Source organism: Vibrio sp. RW (assembly GCF_027587105.1).
Classification (GTDB): Bacteria; Pseudomonadota; Gammaproteobacteria; order Enterobacterales; family Vibrionaceae; genus Vibrio; species Vibrio toranzoniae.
This window is the reverse complement of sequence record NZ_JAPPTM010000034.1, coordinates 19,769-36,180: the sequence shown is the minus strand read 5'-3', so window position 1 is coordinate 36,180 and position 16,412 is coordinate 19,769. Positions and strand designations below refer to the sequence as shown.

Below are 16,412 nucleotides of genomic sequence, written 5' to 3'. Positions count from 1 at the left end.
ATAAAAAAGGGGGGGGCTTATCCGCAGAAGCGCTGACAGAAAAAGACAAGCGCGATATCGTAACAGCAGCACAAATCAAAGTAGATTACCTAGCGGTGTCTTTCCCTCGCAATGGCGAAGATATGCATTACGCGCGTCGACTCGCACATGAAGCCGGCTTAGAAGCGCATCTTGTGGCTAAAGTGGAACGAGCAGAGACGGTAGCCACTATTGAGAACATGGATGACATCATAATGGCCTCAGATGTGGTCATGGTGGCCCGTGGTGACCTAGGAGTAGAGATTGGTGACCCAGAGTTGGTTGGAGTACAAAAACAGCTTATACGTCGTGCAGGGGCGCTTAACCGAACAGTGATCACCGCGACTCAGATGATGGAGTCGATGATCTCCGCTCCAATGCCAACTCGGGCAGAAGTCATGGATGTAGCGAATGCCGTACTTGATGGGACGGATGCCGTGATGCTTTCCGGTGAAACAGCAGCAGGCGATTACCCAGTCGAAACGGTGAAATCAATGGCAGAAGTCTGTATTGGCGCTGAAAAGATGGCGGGTATTAACAACCACTCTAATTACCGTCTTGATCGTACCTTTGTAACAGCGGAAGAAACCGTTTCGATGGCGACTATTTATTCTGCGAACCATATGGAAGGAATTAAGGGCGTGGTCACTCTCACTGAGTCCGGACGCACAGCACTGATGATGTCACGCCTCAGCGCCGATATGCCTATCTACGCACTATCTCGTAACGAAAGCACACTTAACCGTTGCACATTGTACAGAGGGGTTACCCCAATCTACTTTGAAACAGAAGCCAAAGACAGCCTTGATATTGCGCTCTCTACGCTCGCCTGCTTGAAAGAAAAAGGATATCTCACATGTGGCGATCTAGTGATCATCACGCAAGGGGACATTATGGATGTCGCCGGATCGACAAACTGTATGAGAATTCTGCCTGTAACCTAACTCTAAAACCTTCAAGTTTGTTCAATCATCTAAAGCCCGAAGGCTAACTATTCAGTGTTTAAAGTTTTGGCTTTCGAGAGCAAATAAAAAGAAAGGGTTATCGGACCAAGTTCAATAACCCTTTTCATTTCAAAAACTTTTCTACAAGTATTATTTTCCGGCAGCACCGGTTACCAAATGTGGCGTATGTGAGCTACGAGCGTTGTCAGTGGAAGAATAAGTTTCAACAAAACGATATCCAGCTTCTAACCCCAATTCGTAATCATGCAGTAAATCATCTTTATGACTCATTAATGAGCTCGATTTAAGCGTTTGACTAGGTGCTATCTGAACCACAAAAGTATCATCGGGAGGTGAGTTAAGGAAGTTCTGAGTCAGCGAGTAAGTCTGGTAATGAACCATCAACATATCAGCTAATCCTGAATCAAATTTATCACCAATCAAATGACTTAAACGATAGATATCATCAGCACCAAATAACCATCGACCGCCATTTAGAAGGTCTAAATGTACCCTATCTCTCTTTTGTTCTTTTGAGCTCAAGATTTGTTGTTGAAAAAACGATGTCCAATCGGTTTTCCATTGGTCCACTTTTTGTTGCCAATGACCGTGAACGTTATTAAACGGACCGCGAAACCATTCAAGTTCTTCTAAAGATAGTAGCGCCTTATTTTTTACAGGTAAAATTGGCTTGCTATGGACCGGGTTTAGTTCAAACGCAGGCTCAGTTCTAATTACGACGATAGAACGAGCATTGCGGCGCCAAGCTTCTTGTACAGGAATAGATGCTGACACACCACCATCCACATAAGAACCATTGCCAATACGTATTTCATCGTTATATAGGCGTGGAATGGCGCACGTGGCAACCATTACCTTGTACCAGTCTTCACTTAATACAGGAAAATAGTAATCTTGAAGATCTTTCGAATCGGTGACCGCGGCAAAGAGTTGACGATCACCCAACGTTTGTCTTCCCAAATCAAGGTCGAGCTTATATGGATAGGCCATAATTTTCTCTAAGGCCCACTCTAACCCCAACTTTTTTCGATGTCGTATATAAGAAAATAGGTTAAAGAACTCTGGAGAAGTAGTGAGTTCGAGGACAAAAGAACGACTTAAGCCTTTATTGCGACATAGGTAAGCGCATAAATTGAGAGCGCCAGCAGAAGTGCCAAAAAACTCATCGAAAGGGTCAAAGTTAGAAATCAGGAACGCATCCAGTACCCCTGAGGTGAAAATGCCTCTCTGCCCGCCCCCTTGAGCAACCAGTGCAGTTTTTCCAGCAATAAACTTAGCGTAGTAATCCAAATTTATTGCTGTATCAATATTGGTTATAATACCACTATTCATTTATTCCCTGAGTATAAAACCCGGCCCCTCCACAAATAGTATTAACTACCAATTGCGATAAAGCCGAATGAAAGAATGATTGTGTAAATTAACACTGTTATTTGTAGGGCGTTTTTCAGATTATGGTCCATAGACACCTCTGGCTTATTATTAATTTGTCGAGTCACTGTTTAATTATTATCAGGTGTGTGAAGTATCTTCAAGAATCGTCGAAATTAGTCGCACAATATTGATGTAACCATCACAATTAGTAAGTGTATGGATAAGGATATACTCATGAATAACAAAGCAAATATGATGGCGCTTATTGCGCTTTTCTCCGTATCGAGTGTGTATGCTTCGCCGGAGATCATCATTACCCCGATGGTGGGTTATACCGGTGGTGGTAGTGTCGAAGACCAGGATGGTAAAACCTACGACATGAAACCGTCTGAAAACTACACCTTTGCGATTGAAACGCCACTTGATAAAGGTCGCATCGGCTTTTTCTATTCTAACCAGAGCTCAGAGCTAGAAAAACTCAACCTAAGCTCCTCAATTCAATACCTACACTTTCAAAGCAGTATTTACTACCCTGCTTCTCCGGTGTTGTCTGGGTACCTAGGTTTGGGGATCGGTGCATCTTACGTGGATGTAGACTGGGCGAAAGATAAATTTGGATTCTCAACCTCTATCTTTGGTGGCTTAGAGTACAAATTTAGTGACCGCTTAGCACTTAACACTCAAGTGCGTTGGCTAGGTACTGTGGTCGACAACGACACGTCTGGAGTTTGTAACGTACCCAGCACGGGGCAAGACTGTATTATCCGATTTGATACCGATTGGATGAACCAATTCCAAGCCAATGTCGGACTGAGCTTTACTTTCTAAACCAAACCGTTTTAAGCCACGCTTTCTAGGCTACTCAGTTCGCATGAGGCATAAAGACCTAACAAAACAAAAAAGCCAACTTCATGCGATGCTGGCTTTTTTACTATAAAAACAGTTTAAGTTCACTTTAGAACTTATAGGTGACACCCAGAGCACCGCCGACTTGCAACTCGACGCCTTTGTACATGTCTAGCTCAGGGTGAACTTGTGCGTAAGCATTCCAACCTTCGTAAAAATTAACTTTCACTCCTAACGGTACTCTTAAACCAAAATCGTCATTCCATTCAGCCCAAGCACCTGCACCTACGTACCAATTTAACGGAACTTCCGTTTTAAACTGACCACGTTTCCAAATGTAGTCGAATGCCGCGCCGTTGTTACCAACGGTTGCACGGTACTTCTGATCAAACTCAACAACGACACTCAGGTCTTGGTCAATGGCGAGACCAACTTCTAAATCTGGAGCTTCAGAAGCATGAGCAAACGAGGCTCCGCTGCAGCACATAAGGCCGAACAAGTAACGATGTTTCATAATATTCTCAGAATGTGTTTAAAAACGGTAGATTACTTAAATCACAACGGATGTTGTCATCATAAAGTTAAAGATAAGAGGTCCCCAAAGCGGGTAATCGAGCATCAGAACATCGAGCTGAACGATAACCGATTGAGTGGAAAAGAATAAGTGCAGGAAGAGCTTTCATAAGGCGGAAAACAAAAAAGGAGGCCTCTCGGCCTCCTTTCAATTTATTGAATCAGTGAATTAACCGTTGTTACGGATCCACTCATCCATGTCTGTCTTAAGATTGTCAGACTTAGTACCGAAGATAGCTTGAACGCCACCAGAAACAACAACAACACCTGCAGCGCCTAGTTTCTTCAGTTTGTCTTGGTCAACAACTGCTGTATCAGCAACTGCAACACGTAGACGAGTAATACAAGCGTCAAGACCCGTGATGTTCGCTTTACCACCGAAGGCAGCAACTAGCTCACCAGCAAGTTCAGAACCAGTTGCAACTGACTCTTCTTCAGACTCGTCTTCACGACCTGGAGTTTTAAGGTCTAGAGCTTTAATCACGGTGCGGAATACAATGTAGTAAACAACCGCATAAACAAGGCCAAGCCCAACAAGAAGAAGCATATTCTCAGCGCGTGGAGATTGAACGACAAAGTCAATGAAACCATTTGAGAATGTGTGGCCGTGAACAACACCTAGTGCGTTAGTTAGCATGTATGCAACACCAGCAAGTACAGCGTGGATAGCATAAAGCACTGGAGCAACAAATAGGAATGCAAATTCAATCGGTTCTGTAATACCAGTAAGGAATGAAGTTAACGCAGCAGAAGCCATGATACCCATTACTTTAGCGCGGTTTTCAGGTTTTGCTGCATGTGCAATTGCAACTGCAGCAGCAGGAAGACCGAACATTTTGAATAAGTAACCACCAGCTAGTTGACCGAAACCATTACCAGCAGCGCGAGATGCGTCATCAGCAGTAAGGAAACAAGTCATGATACCATTTACTTGCTCACCAGCGTTGTTCACACAAGAACCCGCTTCGTAGAAGAATGGTACGTTCCAGATATGGTGAAGACCAAAAGGAATAAGAGAACGTTCGATTACACCGTAGATACCAAATGCCATTACTGGGTTTTGGTTTGCAGCCCAATCAGAGAATGTCGCAATTGCGCCACCGATTGGAGGCCAAATTACAGAAAGAACTAAACCTAGAGCGATAGATACAAAACCAGTAACGATTGGCACTGCACGCTTACCAGCGAAGAAGCCTAGGTATTCTGGAAGTTGAATACGGTAGAACTTGTTGAAAGCCCAACCTGCAACACCACCAGCAAGGATACCACCAAGTACACCAGTCTCAATGCCATCAACACCCATTACCGTTGCCATTACTTTTAATGTAGCAACCATAATGCCGTAACCAACAACAGCAGCAAGGCCAGCTACACCGTCATTGTTTGTAAAACCAAGTGCAGTACCAACAGCAAATAGCAGAGCCATTTGACCAAAGACTGAACCACCTGCTTGTTCCATTAAGTGAGAAAGCACTTCTGGAAGAAAACTAAAGTTTGCTGCGCCGACACCTAGCAAAATACCCGCAACCGGAAGAACTGATACTGGTAGCATCAGAGCCTTACCGACTTTTTGCAAGTTGGCAAAAAGGTTCTTAAACATGTTTATGCTCCTGATAAAGATAAAATAATTATATGGGTTCTAACGGCACACCCCCGTAGCCTATATGTTAGCACCCCGCGAAAATGTAACCATGTATTGCATTATATTTTCTGCCGCTAAATATATATTGATGGGTAACTAACTTTCTAGTCACTTACGAAATTTAGTTTCAAAACACGTCTTGGATCACATGTCAAATCTAGAAATGAAATGCTTTTCAACTATACAAGCAATTGAAATATAAGAATTTATTTTAACACCCCTATTATTTTACTAAGTGAATAAAATAAAGGTAAATGTTATTTTTAGTAACAAAATTACAAATACTATAAATAACGCTCTCAAGTTCAACATAATTAGTAAACATTAAAAAAAAACGCACTTTTGGTGATCAAAAACACAAAAAGGGAGCTTTTGCTCCCTTTTATTTACTGACCTAGTTTTTTATCGCAAAAAAAGTTTCTGATAATTTTTGGTTGTTTGTTCAGCAACCTCTTTCATCGATAAACCTTTCAACTGCGCAATATAGGCAGCCACTTCTACGACATATGCGGGCTGATTCTGTTTACCACGATATGGAATGGGTGCCAAGTATGGAGAATCCGTCTCGATCAGTAACCTGTCTAGTGGTAGGTTCTTAACAACTTCTTTAAGTTCTGTAGCCTGCTTAAAGGTCACAATACCTGAAATTGAGATATAGAAGCCTAACTCCATTGCCGCTTCAGCGAACGCTTGATCTTCGGTAAAGCAGTGAATCACACCACCACACTTCTCTGCGCCACCATCACGTAAAATAGCAAGAGTATCTTCACGCGCGTTACGTGTATGGATGATCAAAGGCTTATTAAGCTCTACGGCCAACGCAACATGCTGTTTAAATCTCAGCTGTTGTAACTCAGCCGTCTCAGGTTGATAGTGGTAATCTAGGCCTGTCTCACCAATCGCTACTACTTTTGGGTTGCTCGCGTATTCACGCATTCTCTCGAAACAGAAATCACTCTCTACATCGAGAGGATGAACGCCACAAGAGGCTTTAACGTTATCAAACGGCGAGATCATCTCGAGCATATTTTCAAACGAATCCAGTGTCACACCAACAGACAGCAGCTGGTCTACGTTTGCTGCTTTCGCCTTGTTCACAACGTCTTCTACACTTGTGTGTAAATCTTGATAATCCAGTTTGTCTAAATGACAGTGGGAATCTACGAACATGTTTCCTCGCAAGTGGCTATCAGCCAATTCATTATGAGTAGCTCCATATTGAGCCCAGGGTGTTGCTTTAACTGCTCAATCAATATAAGCAGTTTATTCGATGCAACGTAAGCACTTTGGTAAGACATCACTTCAACCAGTGCTTTCGCGCTAGGTGTCACGGCTTGATTGACCAAGCCAAAGTGAAGCTTCTGTACATCCGACAGTAGATGCCATAGCCAACCCAATTGAATCAAAGGATCTTTGCTAAGCTCTGTAGAGAACTTTAACATGTCAGGTTGAGTTCCCTTGATGACATTTACAAAGCCATCGAGCACTTTTGTTGAGGCTTCAACGCCACCTTGCCCAAACATCGCTTTTGCTTTTAAAGGTGCATTGCCATTAAGAGCTAAAATATACTGCGGAACCGCTTTACCGACTTCACCATCTAACCACGCCGATCCTACCTCCAATTGTGGGCTAACAACATTAAACTGTTGGCAACGGCTTAGGATGGTAGGCATTAAACGATTACTACTACGCGTTGAAAGAATAAAAATACAATTACTCGAAGGTTCTTCTAATGTTTTCAAAAGCGCGTTCGACGCAGATTCGTTCATTGATTCAGCGGGATCAAGCAAGATGACTCGTAAACCACCCAACTGAGAAGACTCTTGGGCCCAGCGGTTACTCGCACGCACTTGGTCAACTGTTATCGACTTACCTTCTTTCTCAGGCGCAATCACGTGGAAATCAGGATGACTTCCCGATTTCATCAGTTCACAACTATGACAAAACCCGCAAGACTCACTTTCGTAGTTAGTACACATTAATGCCGCGGTAAGCTGTTCAATCAACGCATCAACGCCAAGCCCTTCTGGTGAATTAACAATCACCGAATTAGGAAAACGCTCAGCATCGAGACTTTTTTTCCACTCACTCCATACGGGAGTGAGCCAAGAATACACTTCAGCCATGACCACCTACTGTTTGTCGAGCCAAGCACTAAGCGCTTGTTTAATATCGTCAGCCACTTGCTCTATCTCTTGTTGTGCATTAATAACAAGAACCGTTTCGTCTTGCGCTGCAATCTCTAGGTAACGCTCACGAGTACGGTCGAAGAATGAGATATCCATCTTTTCGATTCTATCTAGCTCACCACGACCTCGAGCACGCTCAAGCCCTACTCGAGGGTCTAAGTCCAAGTATAAGGTGAGATCTGGCTTAAAGCCGCCCAGCGTGGTTGCTTTCAGTGATTCCATAGTAGTGCGTGCTATCTGACGACCACCACCTTGATAAGCCTGAGAAGACATATCGTGGCGATCACCCAATACCCATTGACCACTGTCGAGTGCTGGCTTGATAACGTTCTCTACTAATTGAACGCGTGCTGCGTACATCAGCAGTAATTCAGTCATATCTTGAAGCTTCTCGCCTTCGTGTTCTTCTTTCACTAATGAACGCATTTTTTCAGCTAAGACTGTTCCACCCGGCTCCCGAGTATTAACAATGTCTTCGACACCCGATGCTTTTAATGTTTCAACGATGGCTTTAATTGCTGTACTTTTTCCTGCGCCTTCAAGGCCTTCAACCACGATAAATTTCGACTGATTCATAATTTTTCTTTATTTATTTTTTCTTAATTGTTTTAAGTAAGCTCGCACGGCACGGTTATGCTCTGTCAAACTCTTCGAAAATACGTGACCGCCCGTTCCACTCGCAACAAAATACAGGTAGTTGCTCTTCTCTGGATTCAGAGCTGCATGAATAGATGCTTGGCCCGCCATGGCGATAGGCGTTGGTGGCAAACCACTCATTGTATAAGTGTTGTATGGTGTTGGCGTCCGTAAATCTTTCTTACGAATGTTACCTTTGTAGCTATCGCCCATACCGTAAATAACCGTAGGATCTGTTTGTAGACGCATACGCTTGTTCAAGCGATTAACGAACACAGAAGACACACGCTCACGCTCAGAAGCAACAGCAGTCTCTTTCTCGATGATAGATGCAAGAATCAGAGCTTCATAAGGTGACTTAAGAGGCAGTTTTTCGGCTCTGTTTTCCCATTCGTCATTCACCACGTTCATGAGGTCGCGATGAGCACGCTTCAGCAAATCTAAATCGGTCGTACCGTAGGTATAATGATAAGTCTCCGCTAAGAAAAGACCTTCTAGCTTTTCATTTTCAACGCCCAGTTTTTCAGCAATCTCTTTTTCAGAAACACCACCTAGCGTTTGTTGGATGAATTCATTGTCTTTTAGCTGCACAAGCCATTCATCAAAGCGACTGCCTTCAACGAAGGTAATCGTGAATTGGTGCTCTTTACCCTCAACAAGCACTTGTAGCGCCTGCTCTAGAGTCAACCCCGGTTCTAGCAGAAATGTACCCGCTTTTACGTCAACCAGCTCAGGATGTAACTTACGGATTAATTTCTCGTAAGGAGAAGCCTCAAATAGCCCCTCATTTATCAACTGTGCCAGAACACGATTAAAGCTGATGCCTGAAGCAACGGTTACGACCTGTGTTTTTTCTAATTGGATGACTTGTTTCAGGTTATCTTGCGCTTGGTTATAAACATAAAACCCAGCAGCGCCCGCTGCGATTAGGCACAAGATAATAAAAATAAATAACTTTTTGATCACGAGTTTAGTTGTCCTTGAAGGCTACGAGTAACGGTTCCAATGTTAAATTGGGTTTCACTAATACGGGTAACGGGGGCAATCCCTAAAATGGAGTTGGTCATGAAAACCTCATCAGCTTGCATGAGTTGAGATAAGCAGTAGTTACTCATAGTAACGGAAAATTCAGCTTGATTCAGTGCAGTTAACACTTGCTTACGCATAACACCAGCGACGCCACTTTGCGTTAGTTGAGGTGTGTGAATCGTCTGCCCTTTCCGCCAAAACAGGTTAGCCACGGTGGTTTCAATGACATTGCCAGAGATATCAAGCACCACACCATCAACTTCATTAGCTTGATCCATTTCATCTTTCATCAAGATCTGCTCGAGGCGATTATTGTGCTTATGCCCAGCAAGCAGTGGGCTCAAACCCAACGCTTGTTGGCACACACCGAGTTCAACACCAGAGTCTTGCCACGTTGAATAATGGCTTGGGAAATCAAACGTACTAATGGTGACCGTAGGTTTAGCGATATTCTTCGCGCTATAGCCCCTGCCACCAGAGCCGCGACTAACGTGCAGCTTTATCCCTGCTTTGTCCCTATGAGGCTTGTTTGTATTATGGAGGTTCTTTGTTCCATGGGTACCGTTGTGTTGGATGTATTGAAGTGCACTATTGATCCAAACATTAACCACATCCCAATCAAGAGTAGAAATGCGTAACACTTTCAGGCATTCATCGACACGACGTTGATGATCGTGAAAATGTTGAATTTGACCACCTAGGACAAGCATTGTCGTAAAACAGCCGTCTCCGTACTGAAACGAGCGATCCAAAATATCGATAGTTTGCTGGCTTTGTCCATCAACCCAAAACATGTTTTTCCCCATAAAAAGAAACGGCTCAATGCTAAAGCATCAAGCCGTTTAAAAACAAGTCTAATTGTGACTATCTACGAGTGTTTATGTCTTTAATAAGATGATTAAATCTTTTTGAAGATCAAACAGCCGTTTGTACCACCAAACCCGAATGAGTTACATGCAGCATATTCCATGCCGCTCACTTTACGCGCAGTGTGAGGTACTAAGTCAATATCTAAACCTTCTTCAGGATCATCTAGGTTTATTGTTGGTGGAACAATTTGATCAATTAGAGACATCGCTGTGATGATAGCTTCAGCAGAGCCTGCAGCACCTAAAAGGTGGCCTGTCATTGATTTCGTAGAAGAAACCAAGACTTGCTTACTACCTGCTTCGCCTAAAGCACGTTTGATGCCCTTCACTTCCGCTACGTCACCGGCAGGAGTCGAGGTACCGTGAGCATTTACATAACCGATTTGTTCACCAGTAATGCCTGCATCACGCATAGCCGCTTCCATTGCTAGTGCACCACCAGAGCCATCTTCACTTGGAGATGTCATGTGGTAAGCGTCACCCGACATACCGAAGCCAACTAGCTCACAGTAAATCTTAGCACCACGAGCTTTCGCATGTTCGTACTCTTCAAGAACCATCATGCCAGCACCGTCACCAAGAACGAAGCCATCACGGCCTTTGTCCCATGGACGAGAAGCTTTTTGAGGCTCATCGTTACGAGTAGACAGTGCTTTAGCCGCACCAAAACCGCCCATACCTAACGGTGTCGACGCTTTTTCAGCACCACCTGCTAGCATTGCGTCAGCATCGCCGTATGCAATCATACGAGCCGCGTGACCAATGTTATGTAGGCCAGTCGTACATGCAGTAGAGATCGCGATGTTTGGACCGCGTAGGCCACGCATGATAGACATGTGACCTGCAATCATATTCACGATCGTCGACGGAACGAAAAACGGACTGATTTTACGAGGGCCTTTTTCAGTGAGGGCTTGGTGACCGGCTTCGATCAAACCAAGACCACCAATACCAGAACCGATTGCAACGCCAACACGTGGAGCGTTTTCTTCAGTAATAGCTAGGGCTGAATCATCTAAAGCTTGAATACCTGCTGCGACGCCGTACTGGATGAACAAGTCCATCTTACGAGCATCTTTTTTAGTCATATACTCTTCGCAGTTAAAGTCTTTAACTAGACCTGCAAAACGAGTTGAGAAATTGGTTGCATCAAAATGGTCGATATTAACGATACCACTTTGACCAGCGAGCAGGGCTTTCCAAGAAGATTCTACAGTGTTGCCTACCGGTGACAACATACCCATGCCAGTGACAACTACACGACGCTTGGACACGATTTTACACTCCGGAGATTGAGGTGATTTAAGATGAGGATAGATGAGTTAGATAAAACACAGGCGGTCGAGGTGACCGCCTGGGAGAGATTATTACTGAGCGCTAGTTACGTAATCGATAGCTGCTTGAACAGTAGTAATTTTCTCAGCTTCTTCATCTGGGATTTCAGTGTCGAATTCTTCTTCTAGAGCCATTACTAGCTCAACTGTGTCTAGAGAATCTGCACCTAGGTCATCAACGAAAGAAGCTTCGTTTTTAACTTCAGCTTCGTCTACACCTAGCTGTTCAACAATGATTTTCTTTACGCGTTCTTCGAGGTTGCTCATTTTTTCTTTTCCTTTACAGAGTTCGCTTTATGCGATGTTTTCCGTAGTTTATTCAATCTATTGAAAGTTGCAAGGTCAACTTTTCTGGTCAAACCACAATTTTCACGATTTTAACCGAAATTACGTATGATCTTGACTTAAATCATGCACAAATGTTGCACATAATTTACACCATGTACATACCGCCATTGACGTGAAGTGTTTCACCTGTGATATAAGCTGCCGCAGGTGACGCCAAAAATACCACAGCTTCAGCGATTTCGCGAGGGTCACCTAATCGACCTGCTGGTACATTCGCCAAAGTTGCTGCACGTTGGTCATCATTTAGCGCTTTAGTCATATCAGTTTCGATGAAACCTGGAGCAACAGTGTTCACTGTAACGCCACGAGATGCAACTTCACGAGCCATTGATTTAGTAAAACCAATTACACCAGCTTTAGCAGCAGCGTAGTTAGCTTGACCAGCGTTACCCATAGTACCTACTACAGAACCAACGTTAACGATACGGCCTTGACGCTTCTTCATCATGCCACGCAATACAGCTTTAGACATGCGGAAGATAGGCGTTAGGTTAGTATCGATGATGTCATTCCATTCGTCGTCTTTCATACGCATCAGTAGGTTATCACGGGTGATACCTGCGTTGTTAACTAGAATGTCAATCGCACCGAATTCATCGTTGATGGTTTTCAGTGTAGCAGCAATTGAGTCAGTATCCGTTACATTAAGAGCAAGACCTTTACCGTTCTCACCAAGGTACTCGCTGATTGCAGCTGCGCCGCCTTCAGATGTCGCAGTACCGATAACTTTAGCACCACGCTCAACTAAAAGTTCAGCGATTGCACGACCGATGCCACGGCTTGCGCCTGTAACGAGTGCAACTTTGCCTTCTAAATTCATCATAACTTCTCTATTATGTGGTTAATTACTTAGCAGCTTCTAGTGATGCAGTATCATTAACTGCAGCAGCTGTCATAGTTTTTACGATTCGTTTTGTTAGACCAGTAAGAACTTTACCTGGGCCTAATTCTAGTAGCTTCTCAACGCCTTGCTCGTTCATTGCTTGTACGCCTTCAGTCCAACGAACTGGGCTGTATAGCTGACGAACAAGTGCGTCTTTGATTTTTGCAGGGTCTGTTTCAGCAATAACATCCACGTTATTGATAACAGGCAGTGCAGGCGCATTGAATTCTAGCGCTTCTAGAGCAACTGCTAGCTTGTCTGCTGCAGGTTTCATCAGTGCACAGTGAGACGGCACAGAAACAGGTAAAGGAAGTGCACGCTTAGCGCCCGCTTCTTTACAAAGTGCACCAGCACGCTCTACTGCTGCTTTGTTACCTGCGATAACAACTTGGCCAGGAGAGTTAAAGTTAACTGGCGACACAACTTCGTCTTGCGCAGCGTCTTCACACGCTTTAGCAATCGCTTCATCATCTAGACCGATGATTGCGTACATTGCGCCAACCCCCGCAGGAACAGCTTCTTGCATCAGTTGACCACGTAGTTCAACCAGCTTGATCGCTTCTTTAAAGTCGATAACGCCAGCACATACGAGTGCAGAGTATTCGCCTAGGCTGTGGCCTGCTAGGTTTACAGGTTGCTCTAAACCAAGCTCTTGCCATACACGCCAAATTGCAACAGACGCTGTTAGTAGAGCCGGTTGAGTGCGGAAAGTTTCATTTAGATTTTCTACTGGACCCTCTTGGACCAATGCCCATAGATCGTAACCAAGTGCTTCTGAAGCTTCAGAAAATGTCTGTTTAACAACATCATACTGTTCGCCCAGGTCAGCAAGCATACCAATAGCTTGAGAGCCTTGGCCTGGGAATACGATAGCAAACTTGCTCATTGTAATTTTCCTTTAAGCAAAGCAAAAAATTGAATAAGGCACATAAGTTATGTGCCTTGTTTGTTGATTATCGCTTGGGGTTAGAATCTAACTAACGCAGAACCCCAAGTGAAGCCACCGCCAAATGCTTCAAGTAGAAGCGTTTGACCACGTTTAATTCGCCCATCGCGAACAGCCTCATCGAGTGCTGTTGGTACGGTAGCTGCCGATGTATTACCGTGCTTATCAAGGGTAATCACCACTTGATCCAGTGACATCGTCAGCTTTTTAGCGGTTGCTGAGATAATACGGTAATTCGCTTGGTGTGGAACTAACCAATCAAGCTCTGACTTATCCATATTATTCGCCGCTAATGTGTCTTTAACTAGCTTAGAAAGCTGAGTTACCGCCACTTTGAATACTTCGTTGCCCGCCATGTGCAGCCATTTGTCTGCATCACCGCCACGCTCTGGTACTTCTAAACTTAGAAGCTCACCGTATTTACCATCAGAGTAAATGTGAGTAGATAAAATACCTGGCTCTTCGCTTGCGCCTACAACCACCGCGCCTGCTGCATCACCGAATAGGATGATAGTAGAGCGGTCAGTCGGATCACAGGTTTTTGACAGTGCATCCGCACCAATTACCAAAACGTTCTTGCACATGCCAGTCTTGATATGTTGATCAGCAACAGACAATGCATAGACAAAGCCAGAGCATGCCGCAGCCAAATCAAACGCAGGGCAGCCTTTAATACCAAGCTTACCTTGTACCTGACATGCCGAAGACGGGAATGTGTGGCTACTGCTGGTTGTCGCAACGATGATTAAATCAATATCTTCTTTGTCGATACCCGCCATATCAATGGCATTCTCAGCAGCGTAGAACGCCATATCCGCAACGGTTTCATTTTCCGCTGAAATACGACGCTCTTTAATGCCTGTTCTAGCAACGATCCACTCATCGCTAGTCTCTACCATTTTCTCTAAGTCTGCGTTAGTGCGCACCTGAGATGGCAAGTAGCTGCCAGTACCTAAAATTTTGCTATACATGAAGACTAATAATGCCTCTCGAGTAAAACCGCTTCCAAACGATCGCTAATGCGGCTGGGGACTTGTCGTTTGACCTCGTGTACTGCTTCACCAATCGCGTTGACGACTGCAGACACATCAGCACTTCCATGACTTTTAATGACAATGCCGCGCAATCCTAACAAACTTGCGCCGTTATACTGGTCGGGGTTCAAGGTTTTTAATTCAGTAAATAGCTCAGAAAACAGCATTCTGGCAATCCAACCCTTTATTGTTGAAGCCATCATGCGCGTTTTTAGCTTATCAATAAAGAGCTGAGCCGTACCTTCGCACGTTTTTAAGCAGACATTGCCCACAAAACCATCACATACGACGACATCAGCAGAATCTTGAAGTAATTGATTACCTTCAATATAGCCTATGAAGTTCACGGATTGAGTATTAGCCAACATTTCGGCGCATCGTTTTACAAGGTCGTTGCCTTTAATTTCTTCTGCACCAATATTCAAAATAGCGACGCGTGGCGCGCGACCTAAATGTTGTTCTGCTAATGCACTGCCCATGACAGCAAACTGAAACAGTGAATCCGCATCACTAGATACGTTCGCTCCTAAGTCAAGCATCCACGTCCGGTTACCAGAGGCAGTAGGCAAAGCGGAAACCAATGCAGGCCTATCAATACCGGGCAGAAGTTTGAGTCGAAAACGAGACAAAGCCATCAATGCGCCAGTGTTACCACCACTCACACAAGCATTAGCCTGTGATTCGGCAACCAGATCGATAGCGACACGCATAGAACTACCCTGACTATTACGTAAAGCTAGTGAAGGTTTTTCAGAATTGGAGATAACTCGATCACAATGCTGGATACTCAAACGAGAATCAGGCATTCGACCTAATGAAGATAGTTGAGATGTGATCGCGTTTTGATCACCTATGAGAATGACTTTTAGCTCTGGGAAAGACGACAGTGCCTGCACGGCGGCAGGCACTGTAACACGAGGACCGAAGTCCCCGCCCATTGCATCAAGCGCAACGGTTAGATTTTGCAAAGGTCAACCTTACTTGTTGATAACCTTTTTGCCGCGGTAGAAACCTTCGGCAGTCACGTTGTGACGTAGGTGAGTTTCACCTGAAGTTGCGTCTACAGAAAGTGCAGCTGTAGTTAGCGCATCGTGTGAACGACGCATGCCACGCATTGAACGTGATTTCTTGCTCTTTTGTACGGCCATTGACCCTACTCCTATGTAAATTCTTAAAGATACTTATTTGTTAATAAGTTACTTCTTCAAGTTTTTTAAAACATCAAATGGATTCGGCTTTTTGTCTTCCTCAATTTCTTCAGGAAGTTCACCAAACACCAAGTTATTTGAGTTAACGCTACATTTCGCATCGTCGTGCATTGCTATTTGTGGCAATCCAAGGATGAACTCGTCTTCAACTAATTGAATCAGGTCTAACTCACCGTACTCGTTCAGATCTACCAAATCGTACTCTTCCGGTGCTTCTTCTTCACTTTTCTCACTGTAAACAGGAGTATAAGTAAATTGGACATCGCACTCATGTGCGAAAACCTCATTACAACGTTGACACTCTAAATCGACTTCGACGTTAGCTTTACCAGAGATAACGACTAATCGTTGTTCATCAAGCCCAAATGACATTGAGACTTGCGCGTCACGTTTTACGCCTTCAGTTGCTTCAGTTAAACGCTTTAAAAGACTGACTTGAATGATGCCATTCATATCCAGTCGTTTTTGAGCCGTTCTTGCCGGATCAACTGTACGCGGTATTTTTTCCTTTTGCATAG

At 44.1% G+C, this 16,412-nt stretch carries 19 protein-coding genes; 2 read left to right on the top strand and 17 right to left on the bottom strand.

The annotated features are described in order from the left end of the window. The coding region (gene pyk / locus OCT63_RS19250) for a pyruvate kinase (RefSeq protein WP_269984351.1) at window positions 1–962 on the top strand (962 nt) is incomplete at its 5' end. A 150-nt stretch (window positions 963–1,112) separates the two neighbouring features. Here pyk and OCT63_RS19245 read toward each other — a convergent pair. Together OCT63_RS19245 and cydH are read right to left on the bottom strand one after the other, a co-directional pair. Beyond that, the gene (locus OCT63_RS19245; protein WP_269984350.1) at window positions 1,113–2,315 is read right to left on the bottom strand and encodes a patatin-like phospholipase family protein; all 1,203 of its coding nucleotides are present in this window, start codon (window positions 2,313–2,315) and stop codon (window positions 1,113–1,115) included. 41 nt (window positions 2,316–2,356) lie between these two features. Next, window positions 2,357–2,446 carry a cytochrome bd-I oxidase subunit CydH gene (gene cydH / locus OCT63_RS21580; RefSeq protein ID WP_099049783.1) on the bottom strand — a complete coding sequence of 30 codons (90 nt, stop codon included), beginning with the start codon at window positions 2,444–2,446 and terminating at the stop codon, window positions 2,357–2,359. Window positions 2,447–2,591: 145 nt separating this feature from the next. Here cydH and OCT63_RS19240 point away from each other — a divergent pair, with 145 nt between their 5' ends. Continuing rightward, on the top strand, window positions 2,592–3,185 hold the full coding sequence (locus OCT63_RS19240; RefSeq protein ID WP_060467368.1) for an outer membrane protein: 594 nt from the start codon (window positions 2,592–2,594) through the stop codon (window positions 3,183–3,185). A 127-nt stretch (window positions 3,186–3,312) separates the two neighbouring features. Here OCT63_RS19240 and OCT63_RS19235 read toward each other — a convergent pair whose 3' ends face one another. The 15 genes from OCT63_RS19235 to yceD all read right to left on the bottom strand — a co-directional run bounded on the left by OCT63_RS19235 (window position 3,313) and on the right by yceD (window position 16,410). After that, a complete protein-coding gene (locus OCT63_RS19235; RefSeq protein WP_161685995.1) occupies window positions 3,313–3,717 on the bottom strand; it encodes a hypothetical protein in 405 nt (134 codons plus the stop codon). 228 nt (window positions 3,718–3,945) lie between these two features. Beyond that, window positions 3,946–5,376, bottom strand: coding sequence for a PTS glucose transporter subunit IIBC (ptsG, locus tag OCT63_RS19230; protein WP_017054993.1), 1,431 nt, complete (start codon window positions 5,374–5,376; stop codon window positions 3,946–3,948). A gap of 444 nt (window positions 5,377–5,820) precedes the next feature. Then, the gene (locus OCT63_RS19225) at window positions 5,821–6,588 is read right to left on the bottom strand and encodes a TatD family hydrolase (protein WP_060467366.1); all 768 of its coding nucleotides are present in this window, start codon (window positions 6,586–6,588) and stop codon (window positions 5,821–5,823) included. Then, a complete protein-coding gene (locus OCT63_RS19220) occupies window positions 6,579–7,544 on the bottom strand; it encodes a DNA polymerase III subunit delta' (protein ID WP_269984349.1) in 966 nt (321 codons plus the stop codon). The genes OCT63_RS19225 and OCT63_RS19220 overlap by 10 nt, the downstream gene beginning before the upstream one ends. 6 nt (window positions 7,545–7,550) lie before the next feature. Then, window positions 7,551–8,183: a dTMP kinase gene (gene tmk / locus OCT63_RS19215; protein ID WP_060467364.1), complete on the bottom strand. Its 633-nt coding sequence runs from the start codon at window positions 8,181–8,183 to the stop codon at window positions 7,551–7,553. Window positions 8,184–8,192: 9 nt separating this feature from the next. Further along, window positions 8,193–9,209 carry an endolytic transglycosylase MltG gene (mltG, locus tag OCT63_RS19210; RefSeq protein WP_269984348.1) on the bottom strand — a complete coding sequence of 339 codons (1,017 nt, stop codon included), beginning with the start codon at window positions 9,207–9,209 and terminating at the stop codon, window positions 8,193–8,195. Next, window positions 9,206–10,066 carry an aminodeoxychorismate lyase gene (gene pabC / locus OCT63_RS19205; protein ID WP_161752247.1) on the bottom strand — a complete coding sequence of 287 codons (861 nt, stop codon included), beginning with the start codon at window positions 10,064–10,066 and terminating at the stop codon, window positions 9,206–9,208. The genes mltG and pabC overlap by 4 nt, the downstream gene beginning before the upstream one ends. A 104-nt stretch (window positions 10,067–10,170) precedes the next feature. Then, on the bottom strand, window positions 10,171–11,415 hold the full coding sequence (gene fabF / locus OCT63_RS19200; protein ID WP_161672241.1) for a beta-ketoacyl-ACP synthase II: 1,245 nt from the start codon (window positions 11,413–11,415) through the stop codon (window positions 10,171–10,173). 93 nt (window positions 11,416–11,508) lie between these two features. Continuing rightward, window positions 11,509–11,742, bottom strand: coding sequence for an acyl carrier protein (gene acpP, locus OCT63_RS19195; protein ID WP_004737381.1), 234 nt, complete (start codon window positions 11,740–11,742; stop codon window positions 11,509–11,511). A gap of 166 nt (window positions 11,743–11,908) precedes the next feature. Beyond that, window positions 11,909–12,643, bottom strand: coding sequence for a 3-oxoacyl-ACP reductase FabG (gene fabG, locus OCT63_RS19190; protein WP_029235138.1), 735 nt, complete (start codon window positions 12,641–12,643; stop codon window positions 11,909–11,911). A 25-nt stretch (window positions 12,644–12,668) separates the two neighbouring features. Further along, the gene (fabD, locus tag OCT63_RS19185) at window positions 12,669–13,592 is read right to left on the bottom strand and encodes an ACP S-malonyltransferase (RefSeq protein WP_269984347.1); all 924 of its coding nucleotides are present in this window, start codon (window positions 13,590–13,592) and stop codon (window positions 12,669–12,671) included. Window positions 13,593–13,672: 80 nt separating this feature from the next. Further along, complete coding sequence (locus OCT63_RS19180) at window positions 13,673–14,623, bottom strand: beta-ketoacyl-ACP synthase III (RefSeq protein ID WP_161672243.1); 951 nt, start codon at window positions 14,621–14,623, stop codon at window positions 13,673–13,675. Between the two features lie 5 nt (window positions 14,624–14,628). Next, complete coding sequence (gene plsX / locus OCT63_RS19175) at window positions 14,629–15,654, bottom strand: phosphate acyltransferase PlsX (protein ID WP_161672244.1); 1,026 nt, start codon at window positions 15,652–15,654, stop codon at window positions 14,629–14,631. 9 nt (window positions 15,655–15,663) lie between these two features. Then, the gene (rpmF, locus tag OCT63_RS19170; RefSeq protein ID WP_004737376.1) at window positions 15,664–15,834 is read right to left on the bottom strand and encodes a 50S ribosomal protein L32; all 171 of its coding nucleotides are present in this window, start codon (window positions 15,832–15,834) and stop codon (window positions 15,664–15,666) included. 48 nt (window positions 15,835–15,882) lie between these two features. Beyond that, window positions 15,883–16,410, bottom strand: coding sequence for a 23S rRNA accumulation protein YceD (gene yceD, locus OCT63_RS19165; RefSeq protein ID WP_161672245.1), 528 nt, complete (start codon window positions 16,408–16,410; stop codon window positions 15,883–15,885). Between the last annotated feature and the right edge of the window lie 2 nt (window positions 16,411–16,412).

Coding starts and splice junctions, on each gene's coding strand:
- fabD (WP_269984347.1), bottom strand. CDS start 13,592: ATGAGCAAGTTTGCTATCGTATTCCCAGGCCAAGGCTCTCAAGCTATT.
- OCT63_RS19180 (WP_161672243.1), bottom strand. CDS start 14,623: ATGTATAGCAAAATTTTAGGTACTGGCAGCTACTTGCCATCTCAGGTG.
- OCT63_RS19235 (WP_161685995.1), bottom strand. CDS start 3,717: ATGAAACATCGTTACTTGTTCGGCCTTATGTGCTGCAGCGGAGCCTCG.
- ptsG (WP_017054993.1), bottom strand. CDS start 5,376: ATGTTTAAGAACCTTTTTGCCAACTTGCAAAAAGTCGGTAAGGCTCTG.
- rpmF (WP_004737376.1), bottom strand. CDS start 15,834: ATGGCCGTACAAAAGAGCAAGAAATCACGTTCAATGCGTGGCATGCGT.
- yceD (WP_161672245.1), bottom strand. CDS start 16,410: ATGCAAAAGGAAAAAATACCGCGTACAGTTGATCCGGCAAGAACGGCT.
- cydH (WP_099049783.1), bottom strand. CDS start 2,446: ATGGACCATAATCTGAAAAACGCCCTACAAATAACAGTGTTAATTTAC.
- OCT63_RS19225 (WP_060467366.1), bottom strand. CDS start 6,588: ATGTTCGTAGATTCCCACTGTCATTTAGACAAACTGGATTATCAAGAT.
- OCT63_RS19220 (WP_269984349.1), bottom strand. CDS start 7,544: ATGGCTGAAGTGTATTCTTGGCTCACTCCCGTATGGAGTGAGTGGAAA.
- pabC (WP_161752247.1), bottom strand. CDS start 10,066: ATGTTTTGGGTTGATGGACAAAGCCAGCAAACTATCGATATTTTGGAT.
- OCT63_RS19240 (WP_060467368.1), top strand. CDS start 2,592: ATGAATAACAAAGCAAATATGATGGCGCTTATTGCGCTTTTCTCCGTA.
- OCT63_RS19245 (WP_269984350.1), bottom strand. CDS start 2,315: ATGAATAGTGGTATTATAACCAATATTGATACAGCAATAAATTTGGAT.
- tmk (WP_060467364.1), bottom strand. CDS start 8,183: ATGAATCAGTCGAAATTTATCGTGGTTGAAGGCCTTGAAGGCGCAGGA.
- acpP (WP_004737381.1), bottom strand. CDS start 11,742: ATGAGCAACCTCGAAGAACGCGTAAAGAAAATCATTGTTGAACAGCTA.
- fabG (WP_029235138.1), bottom strand. CDS start 12,643: ATGAATTTAGAAGGCAAAGTTGCACTCGTTACAGGCGCAAGCCGTGGC.